At 31.6% G+C, this 15,188-nt stretch carries 17 protein-coding genes and 1 pseudogene; 14 read left to right on the forward strand and 4 right to left on the reverse strand.

Annotated features, from left to right (window positions below; all coding sequences use genetic code 11):
- Positions 1 to 228 precede the first annotated feature (228 nt).
- Positions 229 to 594, forward strand: a complete 366-nt coding sequence (locus tag NK213_RS02585) for a tetratricopeptide repeat protein (RefSeq protein ID WP_253346389.1) — start codon at positions 229 to 231, stop codon at positions 592 to 594.
- A 210-nt stretch (positions 595 to 804) separates the two neighbouring features.
- On the opposite strand, the gene NK213_RS02590 is transcribed toward NK213_RS02585, so the two are convergent.
- On the reverse strand, positions 805 to 1,563 hold the full coding sequence (locus tag NK213_RS02590) for a DUF4189 domain-containing protein (protein ID WP_253346390.1): 759 nt from the start codon (positions 1,561 to 1,563) through the stop codon (positions 805 to 807).
- A gap of 289 nt (positions 1,564 to 1,852) precedes the next feature.
- Between NK213_RS02590 and NK213_RS02595 the strand changes: the two genes are divergently transcribed.
- The 3 genes from NK213_RS02595 to NK213_RS02605 all read left to right on the forward strand — a co-directional run bounded on the left by NK213_RS02595 (position 1,853) and on the right by NK213_RS02605 (position 3,640).
- Entirely contained in the window at positions 1,853 to 2,083 is a 231-nt protein-coding gene (locus NK213_RS02595; protein WP_253346391.1) for an SHOCT domain-containing protein, read from the forward strand.
- Between the two features lie 228 nt (positions 2,084 to 2,311).
- Complete coding sequence (locus NK213_RS02600) at positions 2,312 to 2,503, forward strand: DUF4177 domain-containing protein (RefSeq protein ID WP_253346392.1); 192 nt, start codon at positions 2,312 to 2,314, stop codon at positions 2,501 to 2,503.
- A gap of 564 nt (positions 2,504 to 3,067) precedes the next feature.
- A complete protein-coding gene (locus tag NK213_RS02605; protein ID WP_253346393.1) occupies positions 3,068 to 3,640 on the forward strand; it encodes a DUF1062 domain-containing protein in 573 nt (190 codons plus the stop codon).
- A 117-nt stretch (positions 3,641 to 3,757) separates the two neighbouring features.
- On the opposite strand, the gene NK213_RS02610 is transcribed toward NK213_RS02605, so the two are convergent.
- The 3 genes from NK213_RS02610 to NK213_RS02620 all read right to left on the reverse strand — a co-directional run bounded on the left by NK213_RS02610 (position 3,758) and on the right by NK213_RS02620 (position 4,963).
- Entirely contained in the window at positions 3,758 to 4,150 is a 393-nt protein-coding gene (locus NK213_RS02610; RefSeq protein ID WP_253346394.1) for a VOC family protein, read from the reverse strand.
- Positions 4,151 to 4,212: 62 nt separating this feature from the next.
- Entirely contained in the window at positions 4,213 to 4,560 is a 348-nt protein-coding gene (locus tag NK213_RS02615; protein ID WP_253346395.1) for a hypothetical protein, read from the reverse strand.
- Between the two features lie 52 nt (positions 4,561 to 4,612).
- Positions 4,613 to 4,963 (reverse strand): hypothetical protein, encoded by a 351-nt coding sequence (locus tag NK213_RS02620; protein WP_253346396.1) that lies wholly within the window; start codon positions 4,961 to 4,963, stop codon positions 4,613 to 4,615.
- 254 nt (positions 4,964 to 5,217) lie between these two features.
- On the opposite strand from NK213_RS02620, the gene NK213_RS02625 reads away from it, so the two are divergent.
- The 10 genes and pseudogenes from NK213_RS02625 (at position 5,218) to NK213_RS02670 (ending at position 15,182) form a co-directional block, all read left to right on the forward strand.
- A complete protein-coding gene (locus tag NK213_RS02625) occupies positions 5,218 to 5,592 on the forward strand; it encodes a DKNYY domain-containing protein (protein WP_253346397.1) in 375 nt (124 codons plus the stop codon).
- Between the two features lie 61 nt (positions 5,593 to 5,653).
- The gene (locus NK213_RS02630) at positions 5,654 to 6,376 is read left to right on the forward strand and encodes a carboxylesterase (RefSeq protein ID WP_253346398.1); all 723 of its coding nucleotides are present in this window, start codon (positions 5,654 to 5,656) and stop codon (positions 6,374 to 6,376) included.
- A 526-nt stretch (positions 6,377 to 6,902) separates the two neighbouring features.
- Positions 6,903 to 7,385: a DKNYY domain-containing protein gene (locus tag NK213_RS02635; RefSeq protein WP_253346399.1), complete on the forward strand. Its 483-nt coding sequence runs from the start codon at positions 6,903 to 6,905 to the stop codon at positions 7,383 to 7,385.
- A gap of 118 nt (positions 7,386 to 7,503) precedes the next feature.
- Positions 7,504 to 7,887 carry a DUF5362 domain-containing protein gene (locus NK213_RS02640; protein ID WP_253346400.1) on the forward strand — a complete coding sequence of 128 codons (384 nt, stop codon included), beginning with the start codon at positions 7,504 to 7,506 and terminating at the stop codon, positions 7,885 to 7,887.
- A 184-nt stretch (positions 7,888 to 8,071) separates the two neighbouring features.
- The gene (locus NK213_RS02645) at positions 8,072 to 8,263 is read left to right on the forward strand and encodes a DUF378 domain-containing protein (RefSeq protein ID WP_253346401.1); all 192 of its coding nucleotides are present in this window, start codon (positions 8,072 to 8,074) and stop codon (positions 8,261 to 8,263) included.
- Positions 8,264 to 8,564: 301 nt separating this feature from the next.
- Positions 8,565 to 9,713, forward strand: a pseudogene (locus NK213_RS02650) (DUF1214 domain-containing protein).
- Positions 9,714 to 9,965: 252 nt separating this feature from the next.
- Positions 9,966 to 10,811, forward strand: a complete 846-nt coding sequence (gene licT, locus NK213_RS02655; protein ID WP_253346402.1) for a BglG family transcription antiterminator LicT — start codon at positions 9,966 to 9,968, stop codon at positions 10,809 to 10,811.
- Between the two features lie 153 nt (positions 10,812 to 10,964).
- Positions 10,965 to 12,884 (forward strand): beta-glucoside-specific PTS transporter subunit IIABC, encoded by a 1,920-nt coding sequence (locus tag NK213_RS02660; protein WP_253346403.1) that lies wholly within the window; start codon positions 10,965 to 10,967, stop codon positions 12,882 to 12,884.
- 45 nt (positions 12,885 to 12,929) lie between these two features.
- Positions 12,930 to 14,369, forward strand: coding sequence for a 6-phospho-beta-glucosidase (locus NK213_RS02665; RefSeq protein WP_253346404.1), 1,440 nt, complete (start codon positions 12,930 to 12,932; stop codon positions 14,367 to 14,369).
- Between the two features lie 33 nt (positions 14,370 to 14,402).
- A complete protein-coding gene (locus tag NK213_RS02670; protein ID WP_253346405.1) occupies positions 14,403 to 15,182 on the forward strand; it encodes a histidine phosphatase family protein in 780 nt (259 codons plus the stop codon).
- The last annotated feature ends 6 nt before the right edge of the window (positions 15,183 to 15,188 follow it).

Raw genomic sequence — 15,188 nt, forward strand, 5'->3', positions numbered from 1 at the left:
CCAAGCAAGTCTTTTAATGCTTCTTGAATATCCTTGGTATCTTTGATATCATACATTTCTATCATTTGGGCTATCAAAGTCTGTTTTGGCGTTAACTGCTTCTTTTTCATAATAAAGTCCTCCTGTTTTTAGTTTATCATAAAAAGATTTTTTTATTTACAGACTTTTTATCACAGGCTCAAGCTGCATGAATATGACTTAGCCATAAAATATTATAATATATTTCTATTGTCAGAGCCGGATGATATTGTATCAAAAACTAATTTAAGCGCTGTTTATTTTATAAAGAAAAATTATCAATTATCTGAGAAATATTATAAAGAATCTATAGAAGCAGGTAGTGAAACGGCGTTTAATAATCTCGCAGTTTTATACCATGAACAAAAAAAATGGGATTTAGCAGAGAAATATTATAAATTAGCAATTGAAACAGGAAATCTTGAAGCAATAGCTAATTTAGGCGATTGTTATTTTGAGCAAAAAAAATATGAATCAGCTAAAAAATATTACGAGATGAGTCTTGAGAATGAAACTAATAATAAAAAAGCAGAAATAATAAACAAATTACAAGAGATAAAGAAAGCAGAATATTAATTTAATAAGAGAAGGCATGAAGCAGTCTTGCTTTTAGGAATGATTTAGTCTTCAGTACAAGTCCGCTGTTTGGTGAGATCTCTCGTTATTAATTTTGTGTATTTTGCATATTTTCGGAGGAATATTTTCCCTGCAGTCATAATTCTAAAAAGACAGCAGGGATAGAATTCCAAATAATAATAATTTTTTCATATATTTTCTTTTGTTAAATTATTTTTTTGTTTCTTTTTCAGAGCTAACCAGTGCTTTACACTGTTTATCGCCGCTTTCTTTTTTACAATTTTTTTCAGCCTGTTTTTCTGCATCTTTCAGACTTTTATTTGAAGAACCTGAGTAAACTTTATTTGATTCTCCTTTAGCTAATGCGCCATAACCAGTTTGAAAGGCGTAGAAATAACAATTGGGATTATAAGTGCATCCACCGTTTACAAGAGCTGTATTTTCAGTAGATCTTTTTCGAAGTCCGTTCGAAGTTTTTCCTGTCTGACCTGTATCAGGATTATAGGAAACCGCTCCCCAATAGACATATCTGGCTTTTTCATCAGGGTAACCAATTAATGCAACATGGCATGTCTTTCCTGATTTTTGACACATAGCAACTGCCTTATTCCAAGCCTCACTTTGAGTATTAGAAGCCCCATAACCCCAGTTTTTCTCATCTTCAGAAATTGCTATTATCATATAAGTAGAACTTGCCCAAGTTGAGACACAATTGCTGCCGCAGCCTTTTAAGGCGGCTGCCTCTGCTTCTTCGCCATTTTTATAATTCCATGATGAGTAAAAAGCCCTTGTATGCGGATTAATTGCTATTCCTCCATAATAAGTAGTTCTGGTGCTGCCGGGACAATCTTGTCCAAAAGTAACATATCCTCCGTTAGGGCAAGTACATATTTGTGCTCCGCACCCTGCTAAAGATTGAATACTTAAAACTATAAATAACATTATAGTAAACAATAAAAGTTTTCTCATATGCTTCTCCTTTAAAAAAATTAATTAATTTTTTAACTATAAATAGATTATAATTCATTTACTGAATAAAAGCAATGAAATATTACTAGCATTAGAGTATTAAAAATGCAGCAGAAATGTGATGTTTAATCATGCTTAAACATTTTATGGGATTGTTTTTCATTGCAATAAAATTGAATTCAGGGTAAAATGAAGAATGAATTAATTAAGGAGTGCAGAGAAGAAAGTTAGGAATTCAGAACACAGATGAATTTTTAGATAACTGAAAAAGAAAAAATTAGGAGTGGTTATGTTTAAAGTTTTGTTAGAAGGAATTTTATGGATATTTATAGAAAGAAAAGCTATAAAAAAGACAATTAAAAATGGTAATGAAAAAATAAAAACTTTATTGACTGAAAAAAATGAAAGAATAGAAAAAGATCCGTATATTGAAATTATTAAATATAAGGAATTGTTAGATAGGGAAATTATTACAGAGGATGAATTTCAGTTAAAAAAGAAAGAGCTGTTGAATTTGTAATTTAGATGGTTGAAAGATAATAATTATATGACTAGAAGGCAGATGTGGTTTAGAGTGCAGTATGGCGGTATAATTAGTAGTTATAAGTTAACTCGCTTTGATAAGTGGTAATTATGAAAAATATAAGAATGATATAACTCTGAATTATTAATGACAATGTCACTGATTCCGGTAAAATTTACGAAATTAACTAAAAAATATTAAAAAGAAAAAAGAGGAGAAGAGAGTATGGAAAAATTTGAATATCAGGTTTTAGAGTTTGGAAGATCAAATTTTATATCTATGGCTATAAAAGATATCCAGCCAACATTGAATAAATTGGGAGCAGATGGCTGGGAAGCAGTAAGTACAGTAACAGTAAACCGCCATGAAGGAGCAACGCATCTGATAGTTTTTACGCTTAAACGAAAGATAATCTAAAAATTAAATACTATGCAAAGACGTTTTATGTTAAAGACATTCATATTCTCGAACAAGAGCAATAATATTAAACGAAAAAGTAAAGAATATATATTTTTAAAAGATATTCAGTCAGAGTATTCCTGTACGAAGCAGAGCTAATATTGAATATAAGTAAAATCCTGCCTTTTCAGATTCTGCTGTCTTGAAAGGCATTTTTTTTAATATAATTTTTTTGAAAAAATCATATATTATCCAAATGTAAAATAAAATTATAATTTATTTGAATAAATATTTATTTTAAATGTAAAAAATATGATATAATAAATTCAGAAAATGATCTTATATTCAGTATATGAGTATGGATTGAAAAGTAAACAAAGTAAGTAAAAAAACGTAATATAAATATAACCATATTAAATTTATGAAAGGTGGCTGGGCCAATGTACTAAAATTTCAAATAATACATTTTATCAAAAAAATTTTAGGAGTGATCGATTTGGGAATTACATACGGATTTAAAATAACCCCGCCTTTTTTTGCTTTACTATTTCAAAACAAAATAATAGTAAAGGATATTTTAATATGGAAAAAATTATTTGGAGAGTGGAATATACTTCACTTCCAAGAATAAAAAAATATTGTAAAAAGTGCGGAAGAAAAAGCGAATTTTTATCATCTAAATTATTTAGGGTAAATGCCAATCAGAAGAATCTCGATGTATGGCTTATTTATAACTGCTCAAATTGCAAAACTACATGGAAACAAGAGTTATTTTCAAGAGTGAAACACAATTATTTTTCCAATGAAATACTTGATAAATTTTCTGGAAATGATAGTGATTTAGCTCATTATTACACTATGGACTGTAATCATTTAGCAAAAGCAGGATTTGAAATATTGCCTCCGAGTTATACTTTAACAGGGAAACACATTGATATCTATACCAACAATGGTTTTAAGAATAATTTTGAAATACACCTGATATCGGATTATCAGTTTGATATTAAAGTAATATCTATTTTGAAAGATAAACTGAGGATTTCTAACAGCCGGTTAGATTATTTAATTAAAAATAACAAGATTTTTTGTAATATGAATAAGAAAATTAAAAAATGTAAATTACAAAAAGAACAGATAATATATTTGACATTATAGTCAATTAAAAAATGAGAGTCTTAATTTTAAGGCTCTCATTATCATATTTAAAAAATGAAAAATGCTGTTTTTTATTAGAATTCTTTTTACTTTAAGATAGTATTTTTAGAGTCGTTCCTAAACTGTATTGGTATCATTTAATTCAAATAAATTACCATCAGGGTCTCTAAAATAAACACAACGCATTCCCCAGTCTTCAATGTATTGCGGTTCACCTAAAAATTCCACACCCGCTGTTTTCAGTTTTTCGTAGTCTTCGTCTAAATTATCAGAAGGTATCACAGCCACAATAGTATCAGGCTGAGCCTTAGTATTCGGCTGCTTGTATCCCTCGAACATTGTCATATGATTCCCGTCAAAGATGGCAAAACATGGAGTTTCTCCTTCCTTCACAGCAAAAGATGTATACGGTCCGTTTCTGTCGCCCCAGGTTGCTGCTAATCCTAATTTCTGAGTGTAAAAATCAAAACATTCCCCGTAATTCCCCCGCACCAGAATTCGAACTGTCATTTCATTAAATCTCGTTTTATCAATCTCCTCTTTTATAGAATTCTGTATAAAATAAAAAAAATTTAGATAGATTCCAATTTTATTAATTTAATAACTAAGATATCATCTTGGGAAGAGACCGTTTCCCCGCTGATTTTTACTTTTTTATCTGATAAGTTATATATTTCATTTTCATAGTTATGATTATTGATTTTTAATATTGTGTATGTTTGTTCGTTATAAGTGACAGGACTGTCCAAAACAATATAAATATCTTCACATGTAGTGCATAGATCTGTTCCGTCGTTATCAGTATAGCAGCAGCCATACAGTTCAAAATTAATTTTACCTGTACCGGAAATAACATCTTTAGGTTCTCCGGGAGAGAGTGAAGTCAACAATAAGAATAGCATTGAAAGTATCATTTTCATAGTTTTACCGCCTGTATAAAAAATTTATAAATCTATAACTCATAAAGCTGTATTAGCCTTTAAAAGAATTCGCATTATCTAAAAACTCCTGAAGGTCATTGAATTTTGTATGTTCTTTTATATGATCATCAATGGTTTTCTGGGAGATATTTTCTAAATCATCATGTGTAAAAATATTAACAGCTCCAAAAAAGTCATTAATATTGGTAAATTCACCGTTAGTACAAGAGTTGATAAATTTTGGCGGAAAAAGAATATTAAAATCAATTCTTATTATATTATTTTTAGCAGGAACATCAGGATGAAATTTTTCATCTAACTGTTGTTTAAGCTGTTTTTCTATATTGAAATCAAGTAAATCGGAAAATTTTGAGTCCTTATTATATTTTGCTTTGATAGGCATTTTATTCCTCCTTTATTTAGTTATAACATTATAACACGAATTCAAATATAGATAAACAGGAAGAAAGAAGGGAAAATAATTTTATAGTTCATTTTCCAGTATTTGAGCAGATTTATTATCTTAATATTTTTGCTGCGGAAGCTTTAATACCTGATGTTTACAGAATAGACCGCTGATATTCCTGTGTGACAGGCTGGCACTGTGTTAATCTGTATGTTATAATAAGAAAAATATTTAAGGAGGAAAGAGGAAATATGAAAAAAAAGTTAATAATTTTAGCAGGAATGTTTATGTTTTTTCAGTATAGTTTTTCTCTGAGCTGTTTGTTCAGGGGATATTTAATGGAAAATGACAAAGTATATTATGAAAGCAAGGAGAAAAAAGAGTTGGAAAAAGCGGATTATTCTACCTTTGAAATCATAAGGTCTGTAAATTACAGTATTCTGGCAAAAGACAAGAATAATGTGTATTATCAGGGAGAAATTCTTAAAGATATAAATCCGAAAACATTTAAAATAATAAAAGAAATAACTCCGCCGATAAGGCCGGTATGGGGTTACGGATGCGGAAGTTCCGGGTATATACTGGAAGATAATGGTGTAAGATATGAGCTTAAAGAAGTATTTTAAAAATTTTTGAAGAGAAAGCTGTATTTATAAATTTTAGCAAAAAAATTAATGGGGAAGAAAAATGATAAAACAAAAATTGATAATTGAAGGAATACCGGCTATATTATGGGGAGATCATAAAGAAAAAATCTTTATAGCAGTACATGGAAATATGTCTCATAAAGAAGATGAGGTAATTGTGCAGTTCGCAGAAAAGGCTGCTGAAGCGGGATATCAGGTACTAAGCTTTGATCTGCCTGAACATGGAGACAGAAAAAATGAAGAGACATTATGTAAAGTTCAGAATTGTGAAAAAGATCTGACCGGAATAATAAAATATGTAAGGGAAAGATATGAAAATATAAGCTTATTTGCCTGCAGCATGGGGGCTTATTTCAGCCTTTTGGCATATAAAAATGAAAAATTAAATCAGGCATTGTTTTTATCACCTGTTGTAAATATGGAAAAAATCATTGAAAATATGATGTTATGGTTTAATGTAAGTAAAGATGAATTAGAGAGAAAAAAAGAAATAGCGACACCTGTGGGTCAGATACTGTATTGGGATTATTACTGCTATGTGAAATCCAATCCTGTTTCTGTCTGGAATGTTCCGACTTCTGTTTTATACGGCTCAAAGGACGAAATAACAGAATATGATATAATATCTGAATTTGCAGAGGTTTTTAGCTGCGACTTAATGATTATGGAAAACGGTGAACATTATTTTCATACAAAACAACAAATAGACTTTTTTAATGAATGGTTAAAAAATCGATTATATATTAGTAAAATAAATATATAAACGACGGGAAGAATAGTATAATACAGAAATATAAAAAAGAAGCCCTTACCAGACTTCTGTGAATCTATTTATTGATATACAATACATTCTGTTAAAATCCTGAATAAGTATAAAAAATTAATCATAGTCATGCCAAGGCATACAATGTCTGCATTTAGTCTTATAGGTAGGATGCCTTTTTACTTCCTCATCCAAAGAATCAGCACTAAAAATATAATGAGATTTTAGGTCTTCGATCTGACAATTTTTTCGGATATGGTTTAAATCATGACAAATTCCTGTAGAAATGTCTAAAAGATATCTTTTTGTTAAATTATGAATCATAAAAATCACCTTTCTGTATGATAAATTTATAAGATTATACTTAAAATAAGATACTATGAATTATTATAACATAAATTTATTATAAATAAAAAATAAAAAAATACTATGTTATTGTAAGTATTTAAATATTTGAGATAGAAAGTGGAGATTGTAAATCAAGTGGAAATTTACATATTACTTTATGACAAAAAAGGAGTATAAAATGAAAAATAAGTTATGGGTTATAATCGGAGTATTAGTTTTTTCATGTTTTATTTTTTCAAATACATATCTGAAAGCAGAATATTCAGAAAAAAATTATACTGCAAAAACAGAACCAGAAGTAAAAGAAAGCGTTGTATATCCGTATAATTGTTTTGAAGTGGGATATTTTACAGATAATAATGAGATATTTTATTATGACGGAGTCGTATCAAAAAAACTTATGAAAGCAGATATAAAAACATTTAGACAAATTCATTCTTCAATAGGTAGGGATGAGAAAAATGTCTATTATGGCACGCAGATAATCAAAGGTTTGGACAGAAAAACCCTGGAGATATATTCTGACATCATAGAGTTAGAGGAAACAGAACCTGCAATCGGCTGCTATCCTGTAATAGATATCAGATTTAAAGATAAAAACGGTGTATATATAATAAAAGAAGAAAACTCCGGGAAAATGAAACTGATAAAATATGAATAATAATGAAAATGAATACTTTTATTTAAATATAACAATGTTATTATGTTGTTTTTATATAAAAAACATGATAAAATAAGGAACAATAATTTGAAATTCATATACAAATAAAGGAGGAAGTATGGAAGATGTATTTAGCGAAAAAAAAGTATTAGAAATGGAAATGGACGAAACACTTACGAAGCAAATAAGATTCATAGGAATAATCCAGCAGGTAATGGGTGTTCTTAATATAATCAGCGGAGCTTTTATGTGTTTGACAATAATTGGCGCAGCAGCGGGAGTACCAATTATTATGGGAGGAATAAGCGTATTTAAATCTGGCGGATTTATGAGCGATACAGCTCTGAATAACAGCGGGTCAAGTCTGAAAGAAGCACTTGGTAATTTGGCAAAAGGACTGAAACTGCTCTTGATCGGATTTATAATATGGATAGTTTTATATATATTATTCTTTGTTGTAGTAATGATATTAGGAGTATTTGCATCAGCATCCGGATATTAAAATTTAAGAATCCGTTTTTACAGGATTCTTTTTTTGTGCCTGATTTTGAAGAATAATACTATGATTTTTAAAGTTTATAATAAATGATGAAAGAGAAAAAAGTTTTCTGAAACTTAATAAATTTGTATACAAAAATAAAACTTTATGCTAGAATATTTGTATATAAAAAAATGAGGTGGCTTCTATGAAAACCAGTAAGAAAAATCTAATAATATCGGCAGTTTTAATATTTAGTGCCTTAAATTGGGGGATTGTGGGAGTATTTGGATTTGATCTGATAGAAGTATTATTTGGATGGTTTAGTAATTACAGCCGTTTGATATATGTATGTATAGGAATAACAGGTATATATTGTATAAAATATTTAATGGAATAATCAATCGGAATCTTTTTAAAAGATTCTTTTTATATTTCTATATATAAGAGAAACATGCTGTATAAAAATTTGATGGAATGATCGATTAAAAAAATTGGAAGATTCTGTTTATATAGGTGAAAAAAATTCAGTAAATAATTTAAATTTTATTTATATAAACAAAGTAAAAATAAATTTTTAAAAAATTGACACAGTCTATTTATTTTGCTATAAATAAATTACCAATTGATAAATGTCTGGTTTGTACAGACACAGAAACACAGTAAAAAAGAAAAGAAAGTTATTAATAGTATTATTTTGACTGGTAGCAGCACCAAATCAGGATGTAGTTTATGGTTTCGGTCTTTTTTCACTGGAAAAAGAGCCGGTAGTAATACAGATTCCGGATTTTAAAGACAGATACTGGCTTTATCAGATTGGAAACCAAAGAACTGATGAATTATCAGAAATAGGTTCTATGTATAAAAGCAAACCTGGATTTTATCTGTTAGCAGGGCCTGGCTGGAAAGGTGAAACACCTAAGGGAATCACAGGTGTTCTTCATATGGATACTAATTTAGGATTTATTACACCGCGTGTTTTTGTAACGGATGATCCAAAAGATAAAGCAGCTATACAGCTAATGGTAAGCCAGATTATGATGTATCCTTTGAGCCAGTATGATGGAAAGATGAAGACCAAAGACTGGAAAAATACCACTCCAAAAGTACCAGCAGCAGAACCAAGCGGAAGCGGGGAAACACAATGGGTTATACCTGAAAAATTCGTAGAGGAACTGCCGTTGATTTTAAAAGAAGTACCGCCTATGGACGGGGAAAAAGACCTTTATGCAGGAATACAGCAGGTTTTAGACTATATAAGTAAAAATCCGCAGGCAAAAAAAGTATTTACAGATGCAGTATTAAAGGCTGATAAAGAAATTCTGGCACCATTATTTGAACCTCATAATTATGGAACAGAACTGCCGAATAACTGGCATACTTTCTTAAACGGATCAGATTTTAAAAGGGATTATATGACAAGAGTAGCTGTGGCAAAATCTAATATATTCGCTAATAAATATAAAGAAACAGCTTATTTTACACTTGAATTTGATTCTAATAAAGTATTATTAAACGGAAGCAGTAAATATACACTAACGTTCAATAAAGGACAAGTACCCCCTGTAGATGGTTTCTGGTCATTAACAGCGTATGATCAGTATCACTTTTTCATTCAGAATGAAATATCGCGTTATTCAATCGGGACAAAAACTAAAAATCTAAAATATAATAAAGATGGTTCATTGACATTATATATTTAGGCTGAAAAACCGTCAGCAGACAAAGTAAGCAACTGGCTGCCGGTAAAAGACGGAGAACGTTTCATGTTATTTATACGTTCATACTGGCCTAAAAATGAAATATTAAGCGGAAGTTGGACACCTCCGGCAATACAAACAGTAAAATAAATATATAAGTGCAGTTTTTACCTGAAAATTATGGTAAAAAAACTGCACTTTTTTTATGCAGCTAAAATTGAAAATACAGAATAAAAGAACATTGAAAAGTTCGCTGTATACAAATAATAAGTGCTGTAAAATAAGTTGCCGAAAGATAAAGAAATAAAAATAAATTTGACAAAAATATATAAATTGGATAGAATTATAACATAAAGTGGAAATTTGCAGCAGGAAAGAAAATATTTTTATAGAAGGTATAATATGAAGATATTAAGAATATTAAATAACAATGTTGTCACTGTGAAAACCGAAGCCGGAGAAGAAGTAATCGTTATGGGATGCGGTATGGCTTTCGGAAAAAAGCGCGGTGATGTGGTAGACGAAAGTAAAATAGAAAAAATATTCACACAAACAAAAAACGATAAAAACCTGTATAAAAAACTGGAAGATACTATAGAAAGAATACCTGCTGAATATATTGATATTACTGAAAAAATAGTGAAGCTAGCAGAAGAAAAGCTGCAGATGAAACTTAGCGATACAATATACATAACTTTATCAGACCATATATATTTTGCAGTAAAAAGGTTCAATGACGGTCAGTCGCTCAAGAATATTTTATTCTGGGAAATAAAAAGCAGTTATAAGGATGAGTATCTGATAGGGCAGGAAGCGTTAAAAATAATACATAATATTGTGAATATCTCACTCCCTGATGATGAAGCAGGTTTTATAGCACTTCATATAGTAAATGCCGAGTTAAATGAAAACATGATGAATGTGATGATTATAACCAAACTGATAAAAGAAATAACCAATATAGTAAAATATTATTTCAATGTGGAGCTGGATGAGGAAAATCAGACATATTACAGATTTATTGTTCATCTGAAGTTTCTGGCACAGAGACTTCTTAACAATGTTCCATGTAATCACAGTAATGATGACGAACTTTTTAATGTAATAAGAGCAAGTTACAAAGAATCATTCGCATGTATGGTCAAGATTTTTGAACATATCAAAAAGAATTATAATTACAGTTTTTCAAAGGATGAAATGGTATATCTGAGTATTCATATAGAAAAGCTGAGAAAAGAATGGAATTAACAAATAGAATATAGATGGATTGTTACTTAAGAACATTTTTGAGGCAAGACCTGAATTATAATATATAAATTTAGTATAGATTTATATGTTTTAGTTTTGGTCTTTTTTTATTAATAAATTTAAGTAAAAATCAGGAAAAGGAGAAAAAATCAGATGAATTATGCAATGTTATCAGAAAAAATTATCAAAGGGGTTGGGGGAAAAGAAAATATTGTCAGTCTAGTTCATTGTGCGACAAGGCTCAGATTTAAGCTGAAAGACGAAAGCAAGGCTGATAAAAAAGGTATTGAGAATCTTGACGGGGTTGTAACAGTGGTGCAAAGCGGGGGACAGTTTCAAATAGTTATAGGAAATAATGTAGCTAAGGTTTACAATGAAATCATGGGAGAAATTCAGCTGAAAGCCCAAGATGCTTCGGTTAAAGGAGACGGAAATATTCTAAACAGATTGATTTCAACTATTACATCGATATTTACGCCATTTCTGGGTGCAATGGCAGGTGCAGGAATACTAAAAGGGCTTTTGGCTCTGGCAACTTATAATAACATGCTTTTAAGTCCGGAATCAGGAACTTACAGAATTCTTTACGCCGCAGGAGACGGAATATTTTATTTTCTTCCGGTTTTGCTTGCAGCAACAGCAGCAGCAAAATTCAAGGCTAATAAGTATGTTGCTATGGGGATAGCAATGGCTTTATTATATCCGGATATGACAGGATTGCTTGGAACACCAACAGGAGAAACGCTTTTTGGAATACCTGTGGCAGCTGAATTTCTGGGAATACCTGTGGTAAGTGCTTCATACGCTTCAAGTGTAATTCCTATTTTACTGGCAATATGGGTTCAGGGATATCTGGAAAGATTTCTTGAAAAGTTTATGCCTCTAAGTATAAAAAACATTATTATACCGCTTATAGTGCTTATGATAATGGTTCCTGGAACATTCATACTTGTGGGTCCTTTAGGCGGGTATCTGGGAGATATATTATCGAAATTATATCTGAATGCATATAATCTGAGTCCTATGATAGCAGGTCTGATAGTAGGGGCATTCTGGCAGGTGTTTGTAATATTTGGTGTCCATTGGGCATTTATACCGATTATGATAAATAATCTGGCAACACCGCCTGCAGGACTGGGGTATGATACAATGCTTCCTATGCTGCTTCCGCCGGTTTTAGGGCAGGCTGGTGCAACACTGGGCGTATTCCTGAAAACTAAAAATAAAGATATGAAGTCACTGTCGGGGTCATCAATTATATCAGCAATATTTGGAATTACCGAACCCACTGTTTACGGTGTTACGCTAAAACTGAAAAAACCGTTTATATATGCATGTATTGGCGGAGGAATAGGCGGTGCTATAGTGGGAATGGCACAGGTAAAAGGATTTGTTATGTCACTGGCAAGTGTACTTTCCATAGTCACTTATATAAAACCGAGTACAGTGACAGATCCGGCTATTACGTCTAATGTAGGTGCAGGTGCAGCAGGTGCTTTCATTGCAATGATTATAGCATTTCTGCTTACTTATATACTTGGATTTAACGAGATATCAGTGTCACCGGAAAATGATGAGAAAAAAACAGAAGAAAATGAAAATTTTCAGAAAAGTATCAACAAAGAAACAATTTTCAGCCCGTTAAAAGGGAAGGTGAAAAAACTTTCCGAAACAAAAGATACTGTATTTGCTTCGGGAGCTTTGGGGAAAGGAATAGTAATAGAACCTGAAGTCGGAATACTCACAGCACCGGCAGACGGAGCAGTAACAAGTATATTTGCCACAAAACATGCAATAGGAATAACCAGTGAAAACGGGGCAGAAATATTGATACATATTGGAATAGATACTGTACAGCTTGAGGGAAAATATTTTGAAACTATGGTACAGGAAAATGACAAAGTAAAAAAAGGGGATATGCTTATAAAATTTGATATTGAAAAAATAAGAAATGAAGGCTTTTCTCTTGATACACCAATAGTTATCAGCAATTCCGACGAATATATGGATGTACTTGCAGTGGATAAAGATGAAATAAATAATATGGAACAGCTTTTGACTTTGATAAAATAGTAAGTTAAAATTTAATATAAATAAAATTTGAAGGGAGAAAATAATATGTCAAAAAATCAGTCGGTTTTACCAGAAAATTTTTTATGGGGAGGTGCCGTTGCGGCCAATCAATGTGAGGGTGCATATCTTGAAGACGGGAAAGGACTATCCCCTGTGGATCTTCTGCCTGATGCGGCACATGGAAGATGGGAAGCTTTGGATGAACCTATGAAGGCACTGGAGACAAAATATGATTTTTATCCCAGCCATGAATCCATTGATTTTTACCATAGATATAAAGAGGACATAAAACTGCTTGCAGAAATGGGATTCAAATGTTTCAGAACATCAATATGCTGGCCGAGAATATTTCCAAACGGCGATGACATGACACCGAATGAAAAGGGTCTGGAATTTTATGATAATTTATTCGATGAATGTAAAAAATACGGAATAGAACCAGTAATAACAATAAATCATTTTGATACTCCTGTGGAACTTATGAAAAAATATAACGGCTGGAAGGACAGAAGATGTATTGATTTTTACCTTAGATTCTGTGATGTTATTTTCAAGAGATATAAGGGTAAAGTAAAATATTGGATGACATTTAACGAGATAAATATGATACTTCATATTCCGTTTTTTGGTGGAGGAATAGATGTAACAAATGAAGAAAATCCTCTTCAGGCAAAGTATCAGGCGGCACATCATCAGCTCGTGGCATCTGCCATGGCAACAAAACTTGGACATGAAATTGATCCTGAAAATAAAATAGGATGTATGCTTGCAGCGGGTCAGACATATCCATATACCTGCAATCCTGCTGATGTCTGGAAATCAATAGAAAAAAATAGAGAAGGATATTTTTTCATTGATATACAGTCAAGAGGATATTATCCCAGCTACAGCAGAAGATTTTTTGAGGAAAATAATATAAAACTGGAATTTCATGACGGGGATGAAAAGGTACTAAGGGAAAATACAGTGGATTATATAGCATTCAGCTATTATTCGTCACGTTTGACAAGTGCAGACCCTGAGAATAATAATAAAACTGAAGGAAATGTATTTGCAACTATGAAAAATCCATATCTTCAGGCAAGCGAATGGGGATGGCAGATAGACCCTCTGGGATTAAGAATAACAATGAACGAGATATATGACAGATATCAAAAGCCTTTATTCATAGTGGAAAACGGACTGGGTGCCGTGGATACAGTGGAAGCAGACGGAAGTATAAATGATGATTATCGTATAGAATATCTGAGAGAGCATGTGCGTGAAATGAAAGAAGCAGTTCTTGACGGAGTGGAATTAATGGGATATACACCATGGGGATGTATAGACCTTATAAGTGCAGGAACCGGTGAAATGAAAAAACGTTACGGCTTTATATATGTAGACAGAGATAATGACGGAAATGGTACACTGGAACGCAGCAGAAAAAAATCATTTGAATGGTATAAAAAGGTCATAGCAAGTAATGGAGAAGATATAAAATAACCCAAAAATATTCTGAGGATGGTGAGGAAGAAAATGAAAAAAATATTGGTTTTATTAATTATATTAATTTCTTGGGGAGCAGCGGGAGAAACTCTGAAAAATGTATCAGGAAATAAAAATAATACAGTAACAATTTATTTTGCCAGACACGGTAAAACATTATTTAATACTTTTGACAGAGTGCAAGGCTGGGCCGATTCACCTCTTACCGAACCGGGTATAGAGGTAGCAAAATATCTTGGAGAAGGACTGAAAGATATAAAATTTTCGGGTTATTATTCCAGTGATGCAGGACGCCAGAGAGAAACAATGGAAGTAATTCTCATGCAGATGGGGATAAGGGATTATAAATTAATTGAAAAAAAAGGATTAAGAGAAGTGTTTTACGGCGGGTTTGAAGGTGACTTTAATTCTGCGGCCAAGGAGGCAGCAGCAAAAGGAATGGGTATGACTACTGAAGAATATCTGAAAAATTTTGATAAAATAGATATTTCCAGAGTAGTGGACGCTATAGCAAAGGAAGACCCAAAAGGTCTGGCAGAAAATTACAGTCAGGTAAAAACAAGAACACAGAACGCATTAAAAGAAATAGCTGAAGAGACAGCGGCAAAAGGCGGGGGAAATGTGCTGGTTATCTCTTCCGGCATGTCTATTCAGGTCATGATTTCTGACATGACAGATAATCCTGATAAAAATAAAGGATTATCAAATGCAGCAGTGGTAAAAATCACGTATAAAAACGGAAAATTTACCGTAGATGAAATTGGAAGTATGAAGTATGTAGAAAAGGGGAAAAAATTTCTGGAAAATTAATTAATA

It is taken from the genome of Sebaldella sp. S0638 (assembly GCF_024158605.1).
Lineage (GTDB): Bacteria > Fusobacteriota > Fusobacteriia > Fusobacteriales > Leptotrichiaceae > Sebaldella.